At 58.7% G+C, this 20,832-nt stretch carries 17 protein-coding genes; 13 read left to right on the top strand and 4 right to left on the bottom strand.

Features of this window, described 5'->3' with window-relative positions:
* Positions 1 to 48: 48 nt before the first annotated feature.
* From ABJD00_RS05370 to ABJD00_RS05360, 3 genes are read left to right on the top strand one after another with little or no spacing between them, the layout of a single operon-like run.
* Positions 49 to 2,070 carry an acetate--CoA ligase family protein gene (locus tag ABJD00_RS05370; protein ID WP_413835508.1) on the top strand — a complete coding sequence of 674 codons (2,022 nt, stop codon included), beginning with the start codon at positions 49 to 51 and terminating at the stop codon, positions 2,068 to 2,070.
* A complete protein-coding gene (locus ABJD00_RS05365) occupies positions 2,067 to 2,678 on the top strand; it encodes a DJ-1/PfpI family protein (RefSeq protein WP_413835511.1) in 612 nt (203 codons plus the stop codon). Before ABJD00_RS05370 ends, ABJD00_RS05365 begins: the two co-directional genes overlap by 4 nt.
* Complete coding sequence (locus ABJD00_RS05360) at positions 2,675 to 3,460, top strand: carnitinyl-CoA dehydratase (RefSeq protein ID WP_413835513.1); 786 nt, start codon at positions 2,675 to 2,677, stop codon at positions 3,458 to 3,460. The genes ABJD00_RS05365 and ABJD00_RS05360 overlap by 4 nt, the downstream gene beginning before the upstream one ends.
* An 8-nt stretch (positions 3,461 to 3,468) precedes the next feature.
* On the opposite strand, the gene ABJD00_RS05355 is transcribed toward ABJD00_RS05360, so the two are convergent.
* Positions 3,469 to 4,728, bottom strand: coding sequence for a cytochrome-c peroxidase (locus tag ABJD00_RS05355; RefSeq protein WP_413848937.1), 1,260 nt, complete (start codon positions 4,726 to 4,728; stop codon positions 3,469 to 3,471).
* A gap of 51 nt (positions 4,729 to 4,779) precedes the next feature.
* On the opposite strand from ABJD00_RS05355, the gene ABJD00_RS05350 reads away from it, so the two are divergent.
* Entirely contained in the window at positions 4,780 to 5,250 is a 471-nt protein-coding gene (locus ABJD00_RS05350; RefSeq protein WP_413835519.1) for a tetratricopeptide repeat protein, read from the top strand.
* A gap of 384 nt (positions 5,251 to 5,634) precedes the next feature.
* Entirely contained in the window at positions 5,635 to 7,053 is a 1,419-nt protein-coding gene (locus ABJD00_RS05345; protein ID WP_413835522.1) for an amidase, read from the top strand.
* An 84-nt stretch (positions 7,054 to 7,137) separates the two neighbouring features.
* On the opposite strand, the gene ABJD00_RS05340 is transcribed toward ABJD00_RS05345, so the two are convergent.
* Positions 7,138 to 8,460 carry a GH1 family beta-glucosidase gene (locus ABJD00_RS05340; protein WP_413835525.1) on the bottom strand — a complete coding sequence of 441 codons (1,323 nt, stop codon included), beginning with the start codon at positions 8,458 to 8,460 and terminating at the stop codon, positions 7,138 to 7,140.
* 3 nt (positions 8,461 to 8,463) lie between these two features.
* Entirely contained in the window at positions 8,464 to 9,489 is a 1,026-nt protein-coding gene (locus tag ABJD00_RS05335; RefSeq protein WP_413835527.1) for a LacI family DNA-binding transcriptional regulator, read from the bottom strand.
* Between the two features lie 247 nt (positions 9,490 to 9,736).
* On the opposite strand from ABJD00_RS05335, the gene ABJD00_RS05330 reads away from it, so the two are divergent.
* The 5 genes from ABJD00_RS05330 (at position 9,737) to ABJD00_RS05310 (ending at position 16,417) form a co-directional block, all read left to right on the top strand.
* Positions 9,737 to 11,095 (top strand): ABC transporter substrate-binding protein, encoded by a 1,359-nt coding sequence (locus tag ABJD00_RS05330; RefSeq protein WP_413835530.1) that lies wholly within the window; start codon positions 9,737 to 9,739, stop codon positions 11,093 to 11,095.
* A 121-nt stretch (positions 11,096 to 11,216) separates the two neighbouring features.
* A complete protein-coding gene (locus ABJD00_RS05325; RefSeq protein ID WP_413835533.1) occupies positions 11,217 to 12,452 on the top strand; it encodes a carbohydrate ABC transporter permease in 1,236 nt (411 codons plus the stop codon).
* A complete protein-coding gene (locus tag ABJD00_RS05320) occupies positions 12,452 to 13,606 on the top strand; it encodes a carbohydrate ABC transporter permease (RefSeq protein WP_413835535.1) in 1,155 nt (384 codons plus the stop codon). The genes ABJD00_RS05325 and ABJD00_RS05320 overlap by 1 nt, the downstream gene beginning before the upstream one ends.
* A 9-nt stretch (positions 13,607 to 13,615) precedes the next feature.
* Positions 13,616 to 15,271: an alpha-amylase family glycosyl hydrolase gene (locus ABJD00_RS05315; protein WP_413835538.1), complete on the top strand. Its 1,656-nt coding sequence runs from the start codon at positions 13,616 to 13,618 to the stop codon at positions 15,269 to 15,271.
* A 54-nt stretch (positions 15,272 to 15,325) separates the two neighbouring features.
* Entirely contained in the window at positions 15,326 to 16,417 is a 1,092-nt protein-coding gene (locus ABJD00_RS05310; protein WP_413835541.1) for an ABC transporter ATP-binding protein, read from the top strand.
* A gap of 29 nt (positions 16,418 to 16,446) precedes the next feature.
* On the opposite strand, the gene ABJD00_RS05305 is transcribed toward ABJD00_RS05310, so the two are convergent.
* Entirely contained in the window at positions 16,447 to 17,649 is a 1,203-nt protein-coding gene (locus ABJD00_RS05305) for an ROK family transcriptional regulator (protein WP_413835543.1), read from the bottom strand.
* A 150-nt stretch (positions 17,650 to 17,799) separates the two neighbouring features.
* Here ABJD00_RS05305 and ABJD00_RS05300 point away from each other — a divergent pair, with 150 nt between their 5' ends.
* From ABJD00_RS05300 to ABJD00_RS05290, 3 genes are all read left to right on the top strand, one after another.
* Positions 17,800 to 18,819 carry a sugar ABC transporter substrate-binding protein gene (locus tag ABJD00_RS05300; RefSeq protein ID WP_108836496.1) on the top strand — a complete coding sequence of 340 codons (1,020 nt, stop codon included), beginning with the start codon at positions 17,800 to 17,802 and terminating at the stop codon, positions 18,817 to 18,819.
* A 177-nt stretch (positions 18,820 to 18,996) separates the two neighbouring features.
* Positions 18,997 to 20,064, top strand: coding sequence for an ABC transporter permease (locus ABJD00_RS05295; RefSeq protein ID WP_413835547.1), 1,068 nt, complete (start codon positions 18,997 to 18,999; stop codon positions 20,062 to 20,064).
* Entirely contained in the window at positions 20,064 to 20,831 is a 768-nt protein-coding gene (locus tag ABJD00_RS05290) for an ATP-binding cassette domain-containing protein (protein ID WP_413835549.1), read from the top strand. Before ABJD00_RS05295 ends, ABJD00_RS05290 begins: the two co-directional genes overlap by 1 nt.
* The last annotated feature ends 1 nt before the right edge of the window (position 20,832 follow it).

Below are 20,832 nucleotides of genomic sequence, written 5' to 3'. Positions count from 1 at the left end.
GCTGGACCCACCCAGCGAGATGAAGCCGGACCAACATGAGGGCGTGGCGTGCGTGATCTAACCCGCTTGTTGCGCCCAAAGTCCATTGCCGTGGTCGGCGGTGGCGCGTGGTGCGCACAGGTCGTCGAACAGTCAGAAAAAATGCGATATGATGGCGCAATCTGGCCAGTGCATCCGCGTGCGGCCATGGTCGCGGGTCACGGCGCGTTTCCATCCCTTGCTGATCTGCCAGAGGTTCCGGACGCTGTCTTTGTCGGCGTCAACCGCAAGACCACGGTGGACATCGTCAAAGAGTTGTCCGCAATGGGTGCAGGTGGTGCCGTGTGCTTTGCCTCCGGCTTTGCAGAGGCTTTGGCCGAAGATGGCACCGCCGCCGATTTGCAGACGCAATTGGTTGCGGCGGCGGGTGATATGCCGATCCTCGGGCCGAATTGCTATGGCTTTATCAACGCTCTGGATGGCGCGCTATTGTGGCCTGATCAACATGGGTGCAGCCCGGTTGCGCGCGGCGTCGCGATCCTGACCCAAAGCTCCAACATCGCCATAAACCTGACCATGCAACAGCGCGGGCTGCCGATTGCCTATATGTTCACCTGTGGGAACATGGCACAAACCTCGCAAGCGCAGATCGCGATGGCATTGTTGGACGACGCCCGTGTCACCGCAATCGGACTGCATATCGAAGGGTTTGGTGATCTGCACCATTGGGAAGCGTTGGCGGCAAAGGCGCACGAGAAAGGCATTCCCTTGATCGCCCTGAAAGTTGGCGCGTCGGATCAGGCAAAACATGCCACCGTGTCCCACACCGCATCCCTTGCCGGCAGCGATGCGGGGGCGCAGGCGTTGCTCGATCGCCTCGGCATTGCGCGCCTGCACGACCTACCTGCGTTTCTGGAAACGCTAAAGCTGTTGCATGTCTACGGACGGCTGGACGGGACGCGCCTCGCCTCGATCAGTTGCTCGGGGGGTGAAGCGAGCCTGATTGCCGACATGGCCTTAGGCACGGGGCTAACCTTTCCCGCGCTTGACGAGCAGGCCCGCGATGCACTTCGCGAAGCCCTTGGGCCAATGGTCGCGCTCAGCAACCCGCTGGACTACAACACCTACATCTGGCGCGATGCAGACGCGATGGCGCAAGCATGGTCGGGTATGACGGGTGAGACCTTCGACATGACCGTGTCCGTGGTCGACTACCCCGTGACAGACGCGTCTGACTGGATATGCGCAACCGAAGCAGCCCTAAAAGTACGCGCCGAAACAGGCAGGCCCTTTGGCGTCGTGGCAAGCCTGCCCGAACTGATGCCGCCGAATGTCGCGGATCAACTGATGGCAGGTGGCGTGATCCCGTTTCACGGTATGGGCGAAGCCTTATCCGCCATCACCGCCGCAGGCCCCCGCGCAGCACCACACAGCTTGCCTTTGTGCACGCCCGGCACCGGAACACCGACGCAAACCTTGGCAGAAGATCAAGCCAAAGCTGTTCTGTCGTCTTACGGTCTGGATTGCCCCAAAGGCATCAGCGGCCCACAAGGTGATATTGCAGGTCTGGCGCAGTCTCTGCGCGCTCCGCTGGCAGTCAAAGGTGTGGGACTGGCCCACAAGAGCGACACGGGCGCCGTGCTGCTGGGTATTGATCATGAGGGCGTCGCTTCGGCCGCCGCCCAGATCGGCGCCCCCGAGATACTTGTGGAAGAAATGGTTCCCGATGGCGTTGCCGAACTGCTGGTCGGCGTCACACGCGATCAAGCGCATGGGTTTGTCCTGACACTCGGCGCCGGAGGAGTTTTGACCGAACTGCTGCGCGACACCGCGCACCTGCTGCTGCCGGTGGACGAAAATGACATCCTCGCAGCCCTCGATACACTCGCCATCGGGCGCGTCTTGCATGGATACCGCGGCAAACCTGCTGCAAACATTGGCGCGATTGCCTCAGCCGTACTGGCCATTCAGGCCTATGTCCTTGCGCATTCCAGCACACTCAGCGAAGTTGAGATCAACCCGCTGATCTGCACGCCGGACCGTGCGGTGGCCGTGGATGCTCTGATTCAACTGGCCGAAGAGGTGACATGATGCGCACGCTTGCAGCGGTCCTATTTCCCGACTTTGAGATGCTGGACATTTATGGACCGCTTGAGATGTTCTCGTTTTTCCGGGACGACTTTGAAATCCGCACAGTCGCCTTGGAAAAAGGACCGGTAAAATCCTCTGGCGGTCCCAGTACCTTGGCCGAAGACGCGATGGATGATGGACGACAATACGATATTCTGCTGGTTCCGGGTGGTCGCGGCACGCGGAATATCCACGATGATGCAACGTTCCTGAACTGGCTGAAATCACAATCTGAAGGCGCCGAGTACACCACATCTGTGTGCACCGGTTCGCTACTGCTGGCCAAGGCGGGCATACTCGAGGACCGACGCGCCACGACCAACAAGCTGGCCTTTGATTGGGTGGCAGACCAGACCAGCGGAGTAGACTGGCAACGGCATGCGCGCTGGGTTCAGGATGGGTCCATCTACACGTCCTCAGGCGTCTCCGCAGGCATGGACATGGCACTTGCCGTGATCGAAGACTGTCTTGGTCCCAAAGCCGCCGCAGATGCCGCCAACTACGCCGAATATGTCCGCAACCCCGATCCTAATAACGATCCCTTTGCAGCCCCCGGAGACAAGACATGACCGACAGCCCGGTGAAAACACGGCGCGAGGGCGCCATTCTCGAAGTGACCCTTGACCGGCCCAAGGCAAACGCCATTGATCTGGCCACAAGCGTCGTGATGGGCGACACGTTCCTCGAATTTCGAGATGATCCTGACTTGCGGGTTGCGATCATCACCGGGGCGGGTGCAAAATTCTTCTGCCCCGGCTGGGATCTGAAAGCGGCAGCGGACGGAGACGCCGTCGACGGCGATTATGGTGTCGGCGGTTTTGGTGGCCTTCAGGAAATGCGCGACATGAACAAGCCAGTCATCGCGGCGGTGAACGGGATTGCCTGCGGCGGTGGCCTCGAACTGGCGCTGAGCGCGGACATCATCCTTGCCGCCGATCATGCCAGTTTTGCATTGCCCGAAATCCGGTCTGGCACCGTCGCGGACGCGGCCTCGGTCAAGCTGCCCAAGCGCATTCCTTACCACATCGCAATGGAGTTGCTGCTGACCGGGCGCTGGTTTGACGTCCAAGAGGCACACCGCTGGGGTCTCGTGAACGAAATTGTACCCGGTGACGCGCTGATGGAGCGGGCATGGGACCTTGCCCGCCTGCTCGCCTCTGGTCCACCTCTGGTTTACGCCGCCATCAAGGAAATCGTGCGCGACGCGGAAGACGCCAAGTTTCAGGACGCAATGAACCGGATCACCAAAAGCCAACTTGCCTCGGTCGAAACGCTTTACCGCTCAGAAGATCAGCTTGAAGGGGCCAAAGCCTTTGCCGAAAAGCGTGATCCGGTCTGGAAAGGGCGGTAGCAATCGGCTTAGTCGCTGATCCGGCCATCTACCGGTAACCCGCTGGGCACGCTTGTAGGGATGCCCAAATGGCCAGTCATTGCTTTCTCACCTGTCAAAGCTTCGAGGAACGCCACAATCGCTGCGACTTCCGTGTCTTGCAAAGTGGGCGTCACTTGCGTGGCCGCTGCGCGTTGACGTGCCATCTCGCGGCTGTCTTGCCAAACCGCAAAATCAATAGCCGCAAGCCACGGGACTTCGGGTAAGGCTGCCTGCTTGGGTGTCCACGCTTCAAGAGCTTCGGCAAGGTTCATGTGATGGCGCACGATCCCTTCAAGGGTCGGATAGGCCCCGTTGTGACCGTAGGGTGCCGTCAGCGCCACGTTGCGCAGCATAGGCGTGCGGAAGGCATAGGCATCCTCAAGCCGGTTGCTTTCCCCCATATGGCCTACGTCGCGCACCATCGGGTCCCATTGACGGGTGCGTCCCGGACCAAAGGGGGGAAGCCCAAGGGCATGAAACTCCTGATCCGTCATCAGTGGCCCGCTGTGGCAGTCGCTGCACCCGGCCGCTCCATAGAACAAGTCCATCCCATCAACCTGAATCGAGGTCATCGCCGAGGTATCACCTTCCAGATAGGCATCAAATGGAGTGTCAAAACTGGTCCACTCGGCGATCATGAAGGCGCTCAGCGCATTGGCAATATCCGCGATGGTGATATCAGCGGACACCTCGATATGCGGATAAGCGTCTGCAAACATGCCCGCGTAATCCGCGTTGTGACGCACCCGGTCAGTCAGGATCGGCCACGCGTAATCGATACGATCATGCACCGCCCCGGCGACTTCATTCTCCTTGGGGTTACCCGCCATCTCGAACTGCGCAACGAGGGGAAAGATGGCCTGCGCCGCCAGCAGGTTCTCAAGGCCTTTAGGTAACCGTTCCTCTGCCGGAGAATTGAACCCGTTCTCGTAGGTGTCAGAGACACTCAGGCGTCCGTCATGGAACATCACGCTCAGTTCCTGTGCGCCGAGGTTCCACAACCCCGGTGCGTTGCGCGGGATACGCTTGCGGATGCGATCCTCGCCCACGCCTGGTTTGCGTTGCGGGCCAAGACCTACTCCGCCCTCACCAATCCCAAGGCTTAGACCATCGCCAGTACCCAAATCCGGGTGGTGGCAGGTTGAACAGGAGATGTTCTGGTTGCCCGACAGGATGCGGTCATAAAACAGCAGCTGGCCCAGTTTGGCTTGTGCTGCCTCTACGGGGATGAAATCATCCTGCGTCAAAGGGCGCGGCAACTCCGTCGCCCAGACCGGCGTCGCGCTCAGGAGGATGACATGCGCAAACTTGCCATAGCCCTGGTGTTTCTCGCCGCCCCGGCCTTTGCCGAACTCGAAGAGGCGCGCGACCTGATGGAGGCCGGCGCTTACGAAGCGGCCTATGAGGCACTGTGGCCAGCGGCGCGGTCGGGCAATGCGGAAGCCGAAGAGTTGATCGGGGTCCTCTACGCGCTTGGCCTCGGCGTCGAACGGGACGATGAGCGTGCGTTCGAATGGTATCTGCGCGCCTCGATGAAGGGGCATCCCGGCGCGCAATCCGGCGTCGGCTGGTACTACGAAGTCGGACGCGGCATGCCGGCCCCGGACCTTGTGCGGGCCTATATGTGGTACACCCTGTCGGCCATCGGCGGCGACCCGGACGCGGCGATCAGCCTCGAAGAGGTGGTCAAGAAAATGACCAGGGATGAGATTGATCGCGCGCATATTCTGGTCGCTGATTACAAGGTCTGGATGTATCCGTTCCGTTAGAGTTTGGCAGGGGGTCGCCCGGATGGGAAGGGTGCCGGCGCAATTACGGTCTTTCATCGATCGTGTTTGAGAACCTCAACGACGGGTCTGAGCCCAGAGTGGACGATGCTTTGTTACGCATATTTTGAGGTCAGTTCAAAAAATTCCAAAAGACATTACAACGGAAAGCATTCTGCCCATCGCTAGCTATGGGCGATCATGAGACGCGCCTAATTTTCTCCTTGTTTGATAATCGAAGGATTTGATCTAATTTCGCAAGCCTTAGAAGCGGAAGGAGTGAGCCTAGTGTCTGGACAAACCCGTAGAGCATTTTTGATGAGATCCGCCGCTGCGACGGCTGTCTTAGGCTTGAAGCCGGTTGCAGGTCTTACTCAGACACGTCGCATGGACGAGCTAATTGACGAAGATGCAACGGGACTGGCAATTCGGTTGCGCGCCCGTGAGTTTACTCAATCAGAATTGGTTGAGATAATCATCCGCCGGATCGAGGTGATGAATCCCGCGCTGAATTTTATGACGAACTCAGCGTTCGACAGAGCTCGCTTGAAGGCCGACACGATCCCGCTCGACGCGCCCTTTGCCGGTGTCCCAATCCTGATGAAGGACATGATCGACATTGGTGGGATGCCTAGAACGGACGGTTCTCGGTTGATGTTGAATAACGTCCCGGAGCGTAGCGTCGAGTATGTAGAAGCTGTCGAGAGGGCTGGTTTGAACATTCTTGGCCAGACCAACGTGCCCGAGATGGCCAGCTTTGTCATAACGAACAACGATGTTTTTGGTGCCACCAGAAACCCATGGAACCCTGATTATTCCGTTTTTTCATCCAGTGGAGGATCCGCCGTTGCAGTGGCCTCAGGGGTCGTTCCGATGGCGCATGGAACGGATGGTGCAGGTTCAAATCGGCTACCACCGTCTGCTACAGGCATCTTCGGTATGAAGCCTAGTCGGCGCCGAATGCTATCGGGCGAAGCTGACGGCGGGCATGATGTGGCGAAAACAAACCAGATGCTGTCTCGCACAGTTCGCGACAGTGCACTTGCTTTTTCTCTTACTGAAGACTTCGCAGGCGACCCATTCCCGCCAGAGGGCTTTGTTGAGGGACCGTCGCCCCGGCGTCTCAGAATTGGCTTGGCAATAGATGATGGGAAGTTGATTTCAACAGACCCAGAGGTTGCCGATGCGCAGCGCAAAGCAGCGCTATTGCTAGAGTCTCTTGGCCACGTCGTAGAAGAGACAGATTGGCCCGTTGACGCTGATGCTATGGCCGACGCCTATGTGAAATTTTTTGCAGGAAAGGTGGGGCCTTTAAAGCAAGCTGTAGAAGCGGCTTCTGGCAAGCCACTTATGGAAGCCGGGCTGCTGACTCCTTTGTTGGCTTCCAACATTGAGGCTTCGGCTGCCTATTCTGCAGAAGATATTGGCAAGGGCCGCGAATTCTTAGACAACCTGGTGCCTCTCTTCGATGGCGTCTTCCAACGCTACGATATTCTTTTGGCACCAGTTGCTCCGGTCGTGGCACCGCCGTTGTATGAGCATACGCCCGACGAGTTGTGGACAGATGAAATGGCGCAGTATGCAGCGGCACGGCTGAAGTTTACTTCGCCTATCAATTTCGCCGGATGCCCGGCTATGTCAGTACCGCTATTCTGGAGCGCTTCTCTTGGGCTACCCATCGGTTCACATTTCATTGCGGCAGAAGGCCATGACCGAATGCTGTACGAGTTGGCCTATGAACTGGAAAGCGCACGTCCTTGGAAAAACATTTGGGCACCGTTTTCTCTAAAATACGTGCCTGTCTAAATTCTCATGGTATCTTCGTGAAAATGGGCGTTCATCTCGTTGGTTCCAAAGGCAGCTTCGTCCCGCTCACCAGACGTCCCTGCCCTACTCCGCCAGCATCGCTTTGAACGCGTGCCAACTGGCTTTGGGCGTCCGTTCCAGCGTCTCAAAATCCACGTGCACCATGCCGAACCGCTTTTCATAGCCCAGCGCCCATTCGTAATTGTCCAGCAGCGACCACGCCATGTAACCTTTGACAGGGACGCCCTTGCCGATGGCATTGCGCACAGCCGACAGGTGGCTGTTGAAATAGGCGATGCGGGGGGCGTCATCGACCGCGTCATCCACCACCGAATCCGCATTGGACATGCCATTTTCGGTCACATAAAGCGGCAGATCGCCCGTGTACTCGCGGGCCGTGCGCACAAGGAAATCGCGCAAACCTTGCGGATAAATTTCCCACCCCATCTGGGTCTTTTCCAGCGGCCCCTCGACCGCGCGAAGGTGCGGCCATGGGCCAGCGTCCGCGGCCAGAAGGGATCGCGTGTAATAGTTGATCCCCGCCCAGTCCAAAGGCGCAGAGATTGTCGCCATGTCGTCCTGCCAGCCCTCTGGAAAGTGCTCGCCCAGCGCAGCGACAAGGCGGCGAGGATACGTGCTTTTGAACGCGCCGGACACAAAGAAATGGTTGTAGATATCGTCATATAAGGCCGCCGCCTCAGCCGCTTCTGGGCTGTCGTCCGCAGGTGCCGCCCATTCCATGTTGAACACAGCCCCAAGGTTCCGCACCCCAAGGCCGCGCATGCGTTCGATGGACGTGCCATGCGCCAGCAACACATGGTGCATCGCACGCGCTGTGGCCCGGATGTCGCGCAGTCCTGGCGCGTGATGGCCTAGAAAATGCGATAGCCACGACACGCACCAGAATTCGTTGATCGTGGCGACGGAGAACATCCTGTCTCCCAGACGCGCCATCACAGCTTCGGTGAAATCCCCGAACCAGCCTGCGATGTCGCGGTTGCGCCACCCGCCCTGATCAGCCAGCCCAGAGGGCAGTTCCCAATGATAAAGCGTCGCGCAAGGCTTTAGCCCACGTTCCAGCATTGCATCCGTCAGCCGGTCATAGAAATCGAGGCCTTCGGGGTTCACGTTTCTGCCGTCCGGCATCACCCGCGCCCAACTGGTTGAAAACCGGTACGCGTCAAAGCCAGCGTCCTTGAGCAGATCCAGATCGGCCTCGTAGCGATGATAGTGATCGCAGGCCAAGGCACCGTCTTCGGCCCTCACCACGTTCCCCGGCGTTACTGCGAAATCATCCCACATAGCGCGGCCGGCACCGCCGAATTTGTGTCCTTCGATCTGGTAGGCGGAAGTTGCGGCCCCGAACAGGAAACCGTCGGGGAAATCAGAGCGTTTATGCGTCAGCATGGTTTAGTCCTTGTTCGGCCCGGTAGAGGCGCCAGCGACAAATTCGGCTTCCCAAAGGGTTTGCGTATGTGGCGCTGTAGGGTCGTTGATCCGGTCAATCAGCATCTGGGCAAGGGTCGCCCCTGCCGCGCGCACCGACGATTGCATCGCCGTAAAGACGGGTTGTGCAGCACTGTTGCGGAAATAGCTGAGGCAGTCGTCAAAGGTAGCAATCGACACATCTTCGCCGGGCCGCAGGTTGCGATCATCAAGCGCACGGCGCACGCCGGCGGCACAGATAATTGAAGATACCAGAAACGCTGTGGGCGGTTCGGGCAGGTCCAACATGGTCATAGCATTCTGGTACCCATAGTCCTCGGTCATCTCGCCTTGGGTCATCACTGTCGGGTCCACCTGCAGACCAGCTTCTTCCATTGCCTGTTCGTAGCCCTGTCGGCGGCGTATGGCGAAATCCAGCTGTTCTTGACCGTTGAGTAGGGCAATCCGCCGGTGGCCGAGAGATGTGAGATGTTGGGTCACTTCATGAAAGGCGCTCCGGTTGTTCACATCCAGATAGGAATAGGTCGTGTTTGCTCCGCTGGAGCGTCCGTGGACCACGAATGGCAGGCCCAGTTCCGTCAGCACAGGCAGTCGCGAATCGTCAAAGCGTGGCGCGTGCATTACCAGCCCATCCACCGCACCGCGCGCCTTGAGACGACGATAGATGTCTGCCTCGTCGCGTTGGCCGACGCGGGTGACCATCATGTCATAGCCGTGCGCAGCATAAGTTTCGCCCGCGCCAGCCATGAAATCCCCAAAGATCGGGTTCACCATTTCGCCCGAATCACCCACCGATATCACGTGGCCGATACAGCGGCTCAGACCCGTTGCGAGACCCTGGGCGCGGGTATTTGGGCTGTAGCCGTGTTCATTGGCCGCAGCGATCACTCGGGCGCGTGTTGCCTCAGAAACCTCGGGATATCCGTTCAGCGCGCGACTGACTGTCGTCTGGCTGATCCCCAAATGTTTCGAGAGTTCCTTAAGATTCACGGTTTTCCGATCCAAAGCGCTTTAAACTCAGGCGACGCTATAGAATGACAGCACCTTCGTCAAAACCTCTCATGTTTCCACCTTCACGTGGTACGATGTCTTCAGTCCCATGACGCAGAACGTTTGACAGCTACGCATTTTTCAGCAACGGTCCGCCCATTCCAAAGCGCTTTGGCAAGCTGTCATTGCGCGGACGGGCCGTTCAACAGACGGTGCGGCTTGGGTATGAAATGGGAGGATAACCACGATGACCAGAACTCTACTGGCCAGTGCTGCGGCATTGGCAATTACGGCGGCGAGCGTACATGCGGACGGCCACATTGCTTTCCCGATTGGCGAAGGCCCCTTTAGCTGGGACAGCTACAACGCATGGGCCGAAAATGCGCCCGACCTGAGCGGACAGACCGTCACTGTGTTTGGCCCCTGGTTGACACCCGAAGACGGGTTCCTGGACAACGCACTGGCCTATTTCGAAGAGGCGACAGGTGCGGACGTGATCTACACGGGTTCGGATTCCTTCGAACAGCAGATCGTAATTGACGCCGAAGCGGGGTCTGCCCCCAACATTTCCGTCTTCCCCCAACCCGGTCTGGCGGCCGTGATGGCGGGCAAGGGTCAGTTGACACCACTGGGTGACGACATGGCATCCTGGGTTGCAGACAACTATGCGGCGGGGCCTTCCTGGGTTGATCTGGGCACCTATGCGGATGCCGATGGCAACGACCAGATGTATGGCTTTTTCTACAACGTGAACGTCAAATCGCTGGTCTGGTACAACCCGGAAAACTTCGAAGACGCCGATTACGAAGTGCCCACGACCATGGAAGACCTCAAGGCTTTGACCGAACAGATCGTGGCCGATGGCGAAGTGCCATGGTGTATTGGTCTGGGAAGTGGTGCCGCCACGGGTTGGCCAGCGACCGACTGGGTCGAAGACATGATGCTGCGCACAGTTGATCCTTCGGTCTATGACCAGTGGACAACTAACGAGATCCCGTTTGACGATCCACGCGTGATCGCTGCGATCGAAGAGTTCGGCTATTTCGCACGTGACGATGCCAAAGTGTCCGGCGGTGCCGGTGCGGTGGCTTCCACTGACTTCCGCGACAGCCCCAAAGGCCTCTTCACCTCACCTCCACAGTGCTACATGCACCGTCAGGCATCGTTTGTTCCGGCCTTCTTCCCTGAAGATGTAGAGTTTGGTGTCGACACCAACTTCTTCTACTTCCCGTCCTATGCGGACAAGGATCTGGGCAACCCGGTTTTGGGTGGCGGTACGCTGATGGCGATCACCGATCCGTCCGATGGCGCGTCAGCGTTGATGGAGTACTTCAAACTGCCCCTCAGCCACGAGATCATGATGGCGCAAACCGGCTTTCTCACACCCCACAAGGGCGTGAACACCGAAGCCTACAAGGACGACACGCTGCGCGCGCTGGGTGACGTTCTGTTGGGCGCGACCACGTTCCGCTTTGACGGTTCTGACCTGATGCCCGGTGGTGTTGGTGCAGGCTCGTTCTGGACCGGCATGGTTGACTACACGGGTGGCAAAGACGCCGCCGCGGTTGCCTCCGACATTCAGGACAGCTGGGACGCGCTGAAGTAAGCGCTTTGACCACTCACGAGATCGATCAGTCCGCGCAAGCGGGCTGATCACACAACCGGACACGTGCTGGTTGCGAGAGACCCCACGCGAAAACGGGGCCTCGCCATAGGGAGGATGCCAGATGAACCCCGCAATTTTGGGACTTTTTACAATCGTTGCCGGCGTCGGCGGGTGCTTGTTGTATTTTTGGGGATCGAACCAGTTCCTCGATAAGGTTGTCTTTCCGGCCAAAGGGCCAAAAGCGGGCGACAACATCAACAAGGCCAATATGGTCCGTCCATGGTTGTTCCTGTTTCCGGCGATGTTCGCGCTTGGTCTTTACCTTGCCTATCCGGTGTTCGAGACACTGCGGCTGTCGCTGACTGACCGCGATCAGGGCGGCGCCTTCGTTGGCCTTGCCAACTACAATCAGATGTTTGGCGAACCCAAATTCTGGGAGGCGCTGCGCAACAACCTTCTGTGGTTGATCGTCGTACCTGCCGCCTCCACCGCCTTTGGCCTCTTGGCCGCGCAACTTACTGACCGGATCAAATGGGGATCGATTGCGAAATCCCTGATCTTTATGCCGATGGCGATCTCCTTCGTTGGTGCGGGCGTTATCTTTAAGTTGGTTTACGAAACCCGCCCCGCAGATCAGAACCAGATCGGCATCCTGAACGCGGTATGGCTACAGTTTGACGGCGGCTTTGGGTCATTCCTGATGTTGCAGGCGCTGCCGACCCTTATCCTTTTGTCCTTTGGTGCCATTGTCGCCTATGTCGGTTGGATCTTTGTGCGTCCTATCGCCGAAAGCCGTCAGAATGGCGGGGGTGCAGGCTTTGTGCCGCTGCGCCTCTTTGTTGGGGCCGCTGCGCTGTACCTTGTGTATCTGTCGATTTCCTCGCTGATCAGCGTGTTCACTTTCGATTATCCATATGGTGAGCCGCAGACATGGCTGACAATCCCCTTCTGGAACAGTTTCCTGCTGATGGTGGTGTTGATCTGGATCCAGACCGGCTTTGCCATGGTGATCCTGTCCGCTGCCCTGCGTGGCATCCCCGAAGAAACGATCGAGGCCGCTATCGTGGACGGCGCCAACCCGTTTCAGGTCTTCTTCAAGATCAAGGTGCCGCAGATCATGGGCACTATCGTGGTGGTCTGGACGACTATCACAATTACCGTACTCAAGGTCTTTGATATCGTGTTCGCGATGACCAACGGGCAGTGGGAAACGCAGGTTCTGGCCAACTACATGTTCGACAAGCTGTTCCGCGCCAATGACTGGGGCGTGGGGTCGGCAGCAGCCATTGTGATCATGATCATGGTGTCACCGATCCTCGTCTGGAACGTCTACAACGCCCGTAAGGAGATGAAATAATGGACAATATCGCAGGTTCCAAATCGTCCCTTGGATGGCTCGTCAATATTTCAGTTGTTTTGCTTGTGGCGCTGTGGGTCTTCCCGACCTTCGGGCTGCTGGTGTCGTCCTTTCGCACCGCTGACCAGATTTCCGGTTCCGGCTGGTGGGCGGCGCTGTTCCCTTCGGAACAGACCGAACGCTACCGTGTCGCTGATCCCGACGAAAATCGGATCGAACGGGGTGATCTGTTTGTAGTCGAGGGCAACCTGTTCGAAGAAGGCAGCGCCATCGGCGAAATCCAAAGCTGGGGCACCTCGTCGCGCGCCGTTGATGCCTATCAGGCTGGCGATGTTGCCGATCTGGGAGAGGGTGAAACGTTCACCATCGACGCGGCGGGGAACTATGTCTGGTCGGGCAATGACGAACAGATCAGCGGGCGGGGGCAACGGGCTTTTGTCACCGCTGTATCTCCGCCAGAGTTCACCACGGACAACTACGTGAACATCATGACCAGTGGGGATTCCAACGACAATATGGCCAAGGCGTTCTTTAACACGCTGACGGTCACAATCCCGGCGACGATCATTCCCATCGTGGTGGCGGCCTTTGCGGCCTATGCGCTGGCTTGGATGGACTTTCCGGGGCGCGCGATCTTGATTGCCTGCGTTGTCGGCCTGTTGGTCGTGCCGCTGCAACTGGCCCTGATCCCGCTGCTGAAACTCCATGTGGGGATTGGCATCGGCAAAGGATATCTGGGGGCCTGGCTTGCCCATACCGGGTTCGGGCTACCGCTCGCGATATATCTGTTGCGCAACTACATGGTCGGATTGCCGCGCGACATCATCGAAAACGCCAAGGTGGACGGGGCGACGGATTTTCAGATCTTTACCAAGATTATCCTCCCACTTTCGTTCCCTGCCTTGGCGTCGTTTGCGATCTTCCAGTTCCTGTGGACGTGGAATGACCTGCTTGTGGCCAAGGTGTTCCTGATCGATGCCACGGGTCAGACCACTGTCATGACCGACCAGATCGTGAACCTGCTGGGCACGCGCGGAGGCAATTGGGAAATCCTTGCGACGGCGGCCTTTGTGTCGATCGCAGTCCCACTTGGCGTCTTCTTTGCGATGCAAAAATATCTTGTGCGCGGTCTGCTGGCCGGGTCGGTGAAATAAGAGAGTGATATGAACGACAGGGCTAACATCGATATGAGCAGCGCACTGGTGGTAGACAAAGACTGGTGGCGCGGGGCGGTGATCTATCAGATCTATCCGCGCAGCTTTCAGGACAGCAATGGCGATGGGATCGGTGACCTCAACGGGATCACCCAGCGTCTGCCCTACATCGCCTCGTTGGGCGTGGATGCGATCTGGATTTCGCCGTTCTTTACGTCGCCGATGAAGGACTTTGGCTATGACGTGTCGGACTATCGCGGGGTTGACCCGATGTTTGGCACCATGTCCGACTTTGACGTCCTGACCGAGACCGCGCACGCGCTGGGGCTGCGTGTGATGATCGATCTCGTCCTGTCGCACACCTCGGACGAACACCCCTGGTTTATCGAAAGCCGTGCCTCACGCGACAACCCCAAGGCCAACTGGTTCGTTTGGTCCGAACCCAAAGAGGACGGCACGCCGCCCAACAACTGGCTGTCGATCTTTGGCGGGTCGGCCTGGCAATGGGATGGGCGACGCGAGCAGTACTACCTGCACAACTTCCTGACCTCGCAACCGGATCTGAACTTTCACGAGCCAGAGGTGCAAGATGCCCTTCTGGACGTGGTGCGGTTCTGGCTGGATCGGGGCGTGGACGGGTTCCGGCTCGACACCATCAACTTCTATTTCCACGACAAGGAATTGCGCTCTAACCCTGCCCTGCCCAAGGACCAGCGCGATGCCTCCATCGCGCCGTCGGTCAACCCGTATAACCATCAGCTGCACCTCTATTCCAAAAACCAGCCGGAGAACCTCGCTTTTCTCGAACGGTTCCGCGCGGTGCTGGAACAATATGATGCCGCTGCCGCCGTCGGCGAAGTTGGCGATGCCCAGATGGGGCTTGAGATCATGGGCGAATACACCACGGGCGATGACCGTGTGCACATGTGCTACAGCTTTGAATTGCTTTCTCCCACCATGCCAACAGCCGCACGCGTGGAAAAGGTGATGGGCGATGTGGACCGTGTGGCCAGCGACGGCTGGGCCTGCTGGGCGTTTTCCAACCACGATGTGATCCGGCACATGACGCGCTGGAACTTGTCACCGGCAGCGGCACGGGCCTTTACCACTTTAATGATGTGCCTGCGCGGATCGACCTGCATTTATCAGGGCGAAGAGCTGGGGCTGCACGAAGCCGACGTGGCCTTCGAAGATTTGCAGGACCCATACGGCATCGAATTCTGGCCCGAGTTCAAGGGGCGCGACGGCTGCCGCACGCCAATGGCGTGGGAAGCAAGCAACCGGAACGCCGGGTTCACAACAGGCGATCCGTGGCTGCCCGTCAGCCCAGAGCACGCGCATAACTCGGTTGCCGCGCAAGAGGCCGATCCGGGATCACTGCTGCACCACTATCGCAAGGCCATCGGTTTTCGCAAATCACACCGTGCGTTGCAAAAGGGCGACCATGACGGCGTGAAAGCGGCAGGCGACGTGGTTTATTTCACGCGGCATCTCGACGGCGAAACCATCTTTTGCGCGATCAACCTGAGCGACACAACCGCGGCTCACGACCTGCCACCCGGCAACTGGGCCACCATCGGCGCAGAACTGGGCAGCATCGGCCCGGGCGCGGATAATCAACTGCACCTCGGGCCCTGGCAAGTGGCCCTAGCCTGCAAAACTTAGACGCATACCAACAAGCGCCCGATCCAGCGGGCGCGCCAAAGGGAGGGGACGACCATGGCTGATTTGAAACTCACGGATGTTGCCAAGACATACGGCGGCACGGTCGACGTGCTCAAAGACATCAACCTCGACATCGAAAAGGGCGAGCTGATCGTCTTTGTTGGCCCCTCTGGCTGTGGCAAGTCGACGCTCTTACGGATGATCGCAGGGCTTGAGAAGATTTCTGGCGGCACACTCGAAATCGACGGCACGGTCGTCAACGACGTACCCCCGGCCCAGCGCGGCATCGCGATGGTGTTCCAGTCCTACGCGCTTTATCCGCACATGACCGTGCGCGACAACATGACGTTCGCCCTGAAACTGGCCAAGAAGAGCAACGAAGAGATCAACGCCGCCGTCGAAAAGGCCGCGCGCATTCTGCAACTGGACGAATATCTCGATCGCCTGCCCAAGGCTCTGTCCGGCGGGCAACGCCAACGGGTCGCCATTGGCCGTTCCATCGTACGCGACCCCAAGGTGTATCTGTTTGACGAACCTCTTTCGAATCTGGACGCCGCACTTCGTGTCGCCACACGGATCGAGATTGCGCAACTCAAAGAGTCGATGCCCGACAGCACGATGATCTACGTCACGCACGATCAGGTCGAGGCGATGACACTGGCCACACGCATCGTGGTGCTGGCCAACAAAGGTATCGCTCAGGTCGGCACGCCACTGGAGCTTTATGAGCGTCCCGAGAACGAATTTGTGGCTCAGTTTATCGGCTCTCCTGCGATGAACCTGCTGCCCGGCGAGGTGATCGAGACCGGCGTTCAAACCAAAATCAAAATGGCGACCGGCTACGTCGTAACTTCTGACGTACCCACCACGGACGCGGACAAGGGCCTCAAGGTCAATATCGGCGTACGGCCAGAGGACATGACAGTGACGACGGGCGACGATGCAGTTTACGAAGGGGTCGTGGATTTCACCGAGGCATTGGGAGAGGTTACAATCCTCTACTTCCACAGCGAAGGCGGCGCGGACCCTGTGTTGGCCAAGATGCCCGGCATCCATCAGGGCCTGCGCGGCACAACTGTCAAAGTGTCGGCGGTTCCATCCAAGGTGCAACTGTTCGCCAATGGCCAGTCCCTGCACTACCGCTAGAATCCAGGCGGGCGACCCGCCCGGATTTGCTATCCGTGACCAAGCATCGCCGCTGATCGGTCGAGCATCAACTGACTGATGATTGGGCCCGCAGCTGCACCGATACCACGCGCGTTTGCGCCGATTTGTCCTTCGGCCGTGACGGGTGCGATCAACCCACGCATGTCCTTGGTCGCAAGGTGCATACGCGTGAGGTAGGTCAACCGTTTGTGTACGGCAGCCGGCATCGCGCCATCAATGACCATTGCCTCAAAGTCGATGATGGCGCAGGCCGCCGTCATGGCCGTGGCCAGTGCACGCGCTGCCTGATCCAGCCACGGTTCCACATATTGATCCAGATGCGCCCAATCCTGCGGTTGCTGCCAAAGCTGGCGGGAGTCCTCACTTGCTTCAACAAGGCGCGATTCGAGGGTGCTGATCGAAGCAAGTTCGATCAACTGCCGCTCAACCCCATCTTTGTCGGCAACAGGCAACGGGCCAAAGGCCCCTGCATTGCGCTGATTGCCCTCGAAAACCGCATGGTCCAGCACGATGCCGCCACCGATGAAGGCACCGACAAAGAAATAGACATAGTCGCGAAACTCGCGGCCGATCCCCAAAACATGTTCCGCCCGACAGGCCGCGGTTGCGTCGTTGACCATGTAGACCGGCAGGCCGGTGATTTGGGCGGCTTCAGCGGCAAAATCTGCGTCATGCCATGCGGCAAAGTCGGCTTCTGGTGCGCCGACCAATTCGTTCCAGTTCCACATCTCGAACGGAGCCGCGACACCAATGCCGCATAGCCGGCTGCTCATTTCTTCGGGCATCTCCTTGATAAGGCTGGAATATCCGTTGCGCAGGAACCCGAACACCGTATCCGGCAACGGATAGTCATAGGTTTCGCGCAACTGGTGACGCACGACGCCCTCCAGATCCAGAACCAGCAAATCGGCACTGCGCCGTCCTACCTTGAGCCCAAGAGAAAATACACCATCCGGGTTCAGCGCAAACGGGACGGAGGGCTTGCCGACCTTGCCTTTGACCGAGGTCCCTTTGCGCAACAAACCGTCTTGTTCCAGCTTGCGTAGGATCACCGAAGCCGTTTGCGGCGACAGGCCGGTACGGCGCGCCAACTCGCTGCCGGGCAACGCCCCGTTGCGCTGCAAAATCGACAGCAACAGTCGCTCGTTATAGGCGCGCACTCCAGTCTGGTTGATCCCGCCAGACAGACTGCGCACGTGATCCAAAGTCATGACACATCTTCTCCCTGCTCAATATTCAGACTCATGCGAGTTATTAAATCAAGTTTATTTATTAATTGACACGCAGCGAGAATCGCGTTTCCCTTAGTTCAGTCAATGTTGGGCGGAAGTCCGGCGTGACATATCATCTGGGAGGATATCATGAAGAAACTTTTACTGGGCACAGTCTGTGCCATGACCGCGATGGCGGGTGCCGCCTTTGCTGACGGCCACGGCATCTCTGCTTGCCTCATCACCAAAACGGACACGAACCCGTTCTTTGTCAAAATGCGCGAAGGTGCGACTGCCAAAGCCGAAGAGCTGGGCATCACGCTGAATTCATATGCCGGTAAGGTCGATGGCGACCACGAGACCCAAGTACAGGCGATTGAAACCTGCATCGCGAATGGCGCAAAGGGCATCCTGCTGACCGCGTCCGACACGTCCTCGATCACGCCGGTTGTACAGCAAGCGCGCGATGCGGGCCTGCTGGTCATCGCACTCGACACCCCGCTCGAGCCGATTGATGCAGCCGACATGACCTTCGCGACGGACAACTTCCTTGCCGGCGAGCTGATCGGTGCATGGGCTGCGGCCACACTGGGCGATGCAGCGGCAGACGCCAAGATCGGCATGCTCGACCTGGCCATCAGTCAGCCAACCGTGGGCGTTCTGCGCGACCAAGGCTTCCTGACTGGCTTTGGCATCGACGTCAAAGACCCCAACAAATGGGGTGATGAGGATGATGCGCGCATCGTCGGCAACGACGTAACCTCCGGCAACGAAGAAGGTGGCCGTCGCGCGATGGAGAACTTGCTAGCCAAGGATCCGTCCATCAACGTGGTCTATACAATCAACGAACCTGCCGCTGCGGGGGCCTATGAGGCGCTCAAAGCCATTGGTCGTGAAAATGACGTGCTGATCGTATCCGTCGATGGCGGCTGCCCCGGCGTGCAAAACGTGGCCGATGGCGTGATCGGTGCCACATCGCAGCAGTACCCACTGCTGATGGCCTCGCTCGGGATCGAGGCCATCGCTCAATGGGCTAAGGACGGCACTAAGCCTGCAGCGACAGAAGGTAAAGCGTTCTTTGACACAGGCGTTTCACTGGTCACTGACAAGCCTGCTGACGGCGTAGACAGCATCTCGGTCGCTGAAGGCACCGACCGCTGCTGGGGATAGAATCCTGCACCCGGGGCCAACGGCCCCGGGCAACCGCTCCTGTGGAGCATTTGAGGGTTTTACGGACAAAGCCTCGGCGGTCATACTCTGAGGCGCAAATCATAACCCAATCACCATGATCGGGGCGGGCCCCACGCCTGCCCCCAATCCTGAACCACCCAGCGTAAAGGGAAAGCGATGTCAACTTCTGACAATCACGAAGCGGCCGTCAGCGGCGCCGACGACACCATCGCCCAGTTCGAAGACACCCGCACCGGTCTTGTCGGGCGTATACAAAACAGGCTCCACCAGACGCCGTCCCTTGTACCGCTCATTGTGCTTCTCTTTTCAGTGATCCTGTTCGGAATCCTGCTGGGATCACGCTTTTGCTCGCCTTTCGCCCTGACACTCATCCTGCAACAGGTTCAGATCGTCGGCGTTCTGGCCGCCGCGCAAACGCTCATCATCCTGACTGCTGGCATCGACCTGAGCGTCGGGGCCATCGCGGTCCTGTGCACCGTTGTCATGGGAAAGGCCACGTTCAGCTATGGGATACCGCCAGCCATCTCGGTGTCCATCGGCATCACCGTGGGCACGACCCTCGGGGCCATCAGCGGTTGGTTGGTCAGCCGTATGAAACTGCCGCCCTTCATCGTCACTCTTGGTATGTGGCAGATCGTGCTGGCGGCCAACTACCTCTATTCATCCAATGAAACGATCCGGTCTCAGGACATTGAGGCTGAGGCCGCATTTCTGCAATTCCTTGGAACCAAGCTGCAGCTCGGAGGAGCGACCTTTACGCTCGGCGTTGTGCTGATGATCGTCCTGTTCATCGGACTGGCTTATGCGTTGCGATCCACCGCTTGGGGGCGGCACGTGTACGCGGTCGGGGACGACCCGGAAGCCGCGCAGCTGTCAGGTGTCGATGTGCACAAGACCTATATGTCCGTCTACATGGCCGCCGGATGCATTTGCGGTCTGGCGGGTTGGGTGATGATCGGGCGGTTTGGCTCTATCTCTCCTTCCGCGACAACCGGCGTGATCGGAAACATTCAGGCCATCACCGCCGTGGTGATCGGGGGCATATCGCTCTTTGGGGGGCGCGGCTCGATTGCCGGAGCGCTGTTCGGAGCCCTCATCGTGGGTGTATTCGAACTGGGCCTGCGCATGGCGGGCGCTGACCCGCAGTGGACGTTCATGCTGATCGGATTGCTGATCATCGCAGCCGTCGCAGTTGACCAATGGATCCGGGAGGTCGCAGCATAATGGAACCCATTCTCAAAGCACGCGGGCTGGTCAAACGCTATGGCAAGGTCACCGCACTGGATCACGCCGACTTTGACCTGATGCCCGGCGAAATCCTTGCAGTCATCGGCGATAACGGGGCTGGCAAATCTTCGATGATCAAGGCGGTGTCGGGGGCGACCATTCCGGACGAAGGTCAGGTCTGGCTGGAGGGGCGCGAGATCAACTTCCGCACGCCCATTGAGGCGCGCGAAGAGGGCATCGAGACCGTCTATCAGCAACTGGCCATGTCCCCCGCACTGTCGATCGCCGACAACATGTTTATGGGACGCGAATTGCGCAAACCGGGGATCATGGGGTCACTCTTTCGCCAACTGGACAAACCGGCCATGGAAAAGTTCGCCCGTGAAAAGCTGTCTGAACTGGGGCTGGCCACAATTCAGAACATCAATCAGGCCGTGGAATCTCTGTCGGGTGGGCAACGTCAAGGCGTGGCGGTGGCCCGTGCAGCCGCCTTTGGGTCCAAAGTTGTCATCCTCGACGAACCCACCGCCGCGCTGGGGGTCAAGGAAAGCCGCAAGGTGCTGGAACTGATTCAGGACGTGCGCGCGCGCGGCATTCCAATCATTTTGATCAGCCACAACATGCCCCACGTCTTTGAGATCGCGGATCGCATTCACGTGCACCGGCTGGGGCGGAGGCTTTGCGTCATCGACCCCAAGGAACATTCGATGTCAGACGCTGTGGCCTACATGACCGGTGCCGCCGAACCCGAGATTGCGGCCTGAG

Source organism: Tateyamaria sp., from assembly GCF_039945315.1.
GTDB lineage: Bacteria > Pseudomonadota > Alphaproteobacteria > Rhodobacterales > Rhodobacteraceae > Tateyamaria.
Note: the sequence above shows the minus strand (reverse complement) of the source record. Positions and strands in the feature narration are given on the sequence as shown.

What these genes read in the sequence shown, in the direction of transcription:
- ABJD00_RS05365 (WP_413835511.1), top strand. Translation starts at nt 2,067, where the DNA reads ATGATGCGCACGCTTGCAGCGGTCCTATTTCCCGACTTTGAGATGCTG.
- ABJD00_RS05360 (WP_413835513.1), top strand. Translation starts at nt 2,675, where the DNA reads ATGACCGACAGCCCGGTGAAAACACGGCGCGAGGGCGCCATTCTCGAA.
- ABJD00_RS05350 (WP_413835519.1), top strand. Translation starts at nt 4,780, where the DNA reads ATGCGCAAACTTGCCATAGCCCTGGTGTTTCTCGCCGCCCCGGCCTTT.
- ABJD00_RS05345 (WP_413835522.1), top strand. Translation starts at nt 5,635, where the DNA reads ATGGACGAGCTAATTGACGAAGATGCAACGGGACTGGCAATTCGGTTG.
- ABJD00_RS05340 (WP_413835525.1), bottom strand. Translation starts at nt 8,460, where the DNA reads ATGCTGACGCATAAACGCTCTGATTTCCCCGACGGTTTCCTGTTCGGG.
- ABJD00_RS05330 (WP_413835530.1), top strand. Translation starts at nt 9,737, where the DNA reads ATGACCAGAACTCTACTGGCCAGTGCTGCGGCATTGGCAATTACGGCG.
- ABJD00_RS05325 (WP_413835533.1), top strand. Translation starts at nt 11,217, where the DNA reads ATGAACCCCGCAATTTTGGGACTTTTTACAATCGTTGCCGGCGTCGGC.
- ABJD00_RS05320 (WP_413835535.1), top strand. Translation starts at nt 12,452, where the DNA reads ATGGACAATATCGCAGGTTCCAAATCGTCCCTTGGATGGCTCGTCAAT.
- ABJD00_RS05315 (WP_413835538.1), top strand. Translation starts at nt 13,616, where the DNA reads ATGAACGACAGGGCTAACATCGATATGAGCAGCGCACTGGTGGTAGAC.
- ABJD00_RS05310 (WP_413835541.1), top strand. Translation starts at nt 15,326, where the DNA reads ATGGCTGATTTGAAACTCACGGATGTTGCCAAGACATACGGCGGCACG.
- ABJD00_RS05305 (WP_413835543.1), bottom strand. Translation starts at nt 17,649, where the DNA reads ATGACTTTGGATCACGTGCGCAGTCTGTCTGGCGGGATCAACCAGACT.
- ABJD00_RS05300 (WP_108836496.1), top strand. Translation starts at nt 17,800, where the DNA reads ATGAAGAAACTTTTACTGGGCACAGTCTGTGCCATGACCGCGATGGCG.
- ABJD00_RS05295 (WP_413835547.1), top strand. Translation starts at nt 18,997, where the DNA reads ATGTCAACTTCTGACAATCACGAAGCGGCCGTCAGCGGCGCCGACGAC.
- ABJD00_RS05290 (WP_413835549.1), top strand. Translation starts at nt 20,064, where the DNA reads ATGGAACCCATTCTCAAAGCACGCGGGCTGGTCAAACGCTATGGCAAG.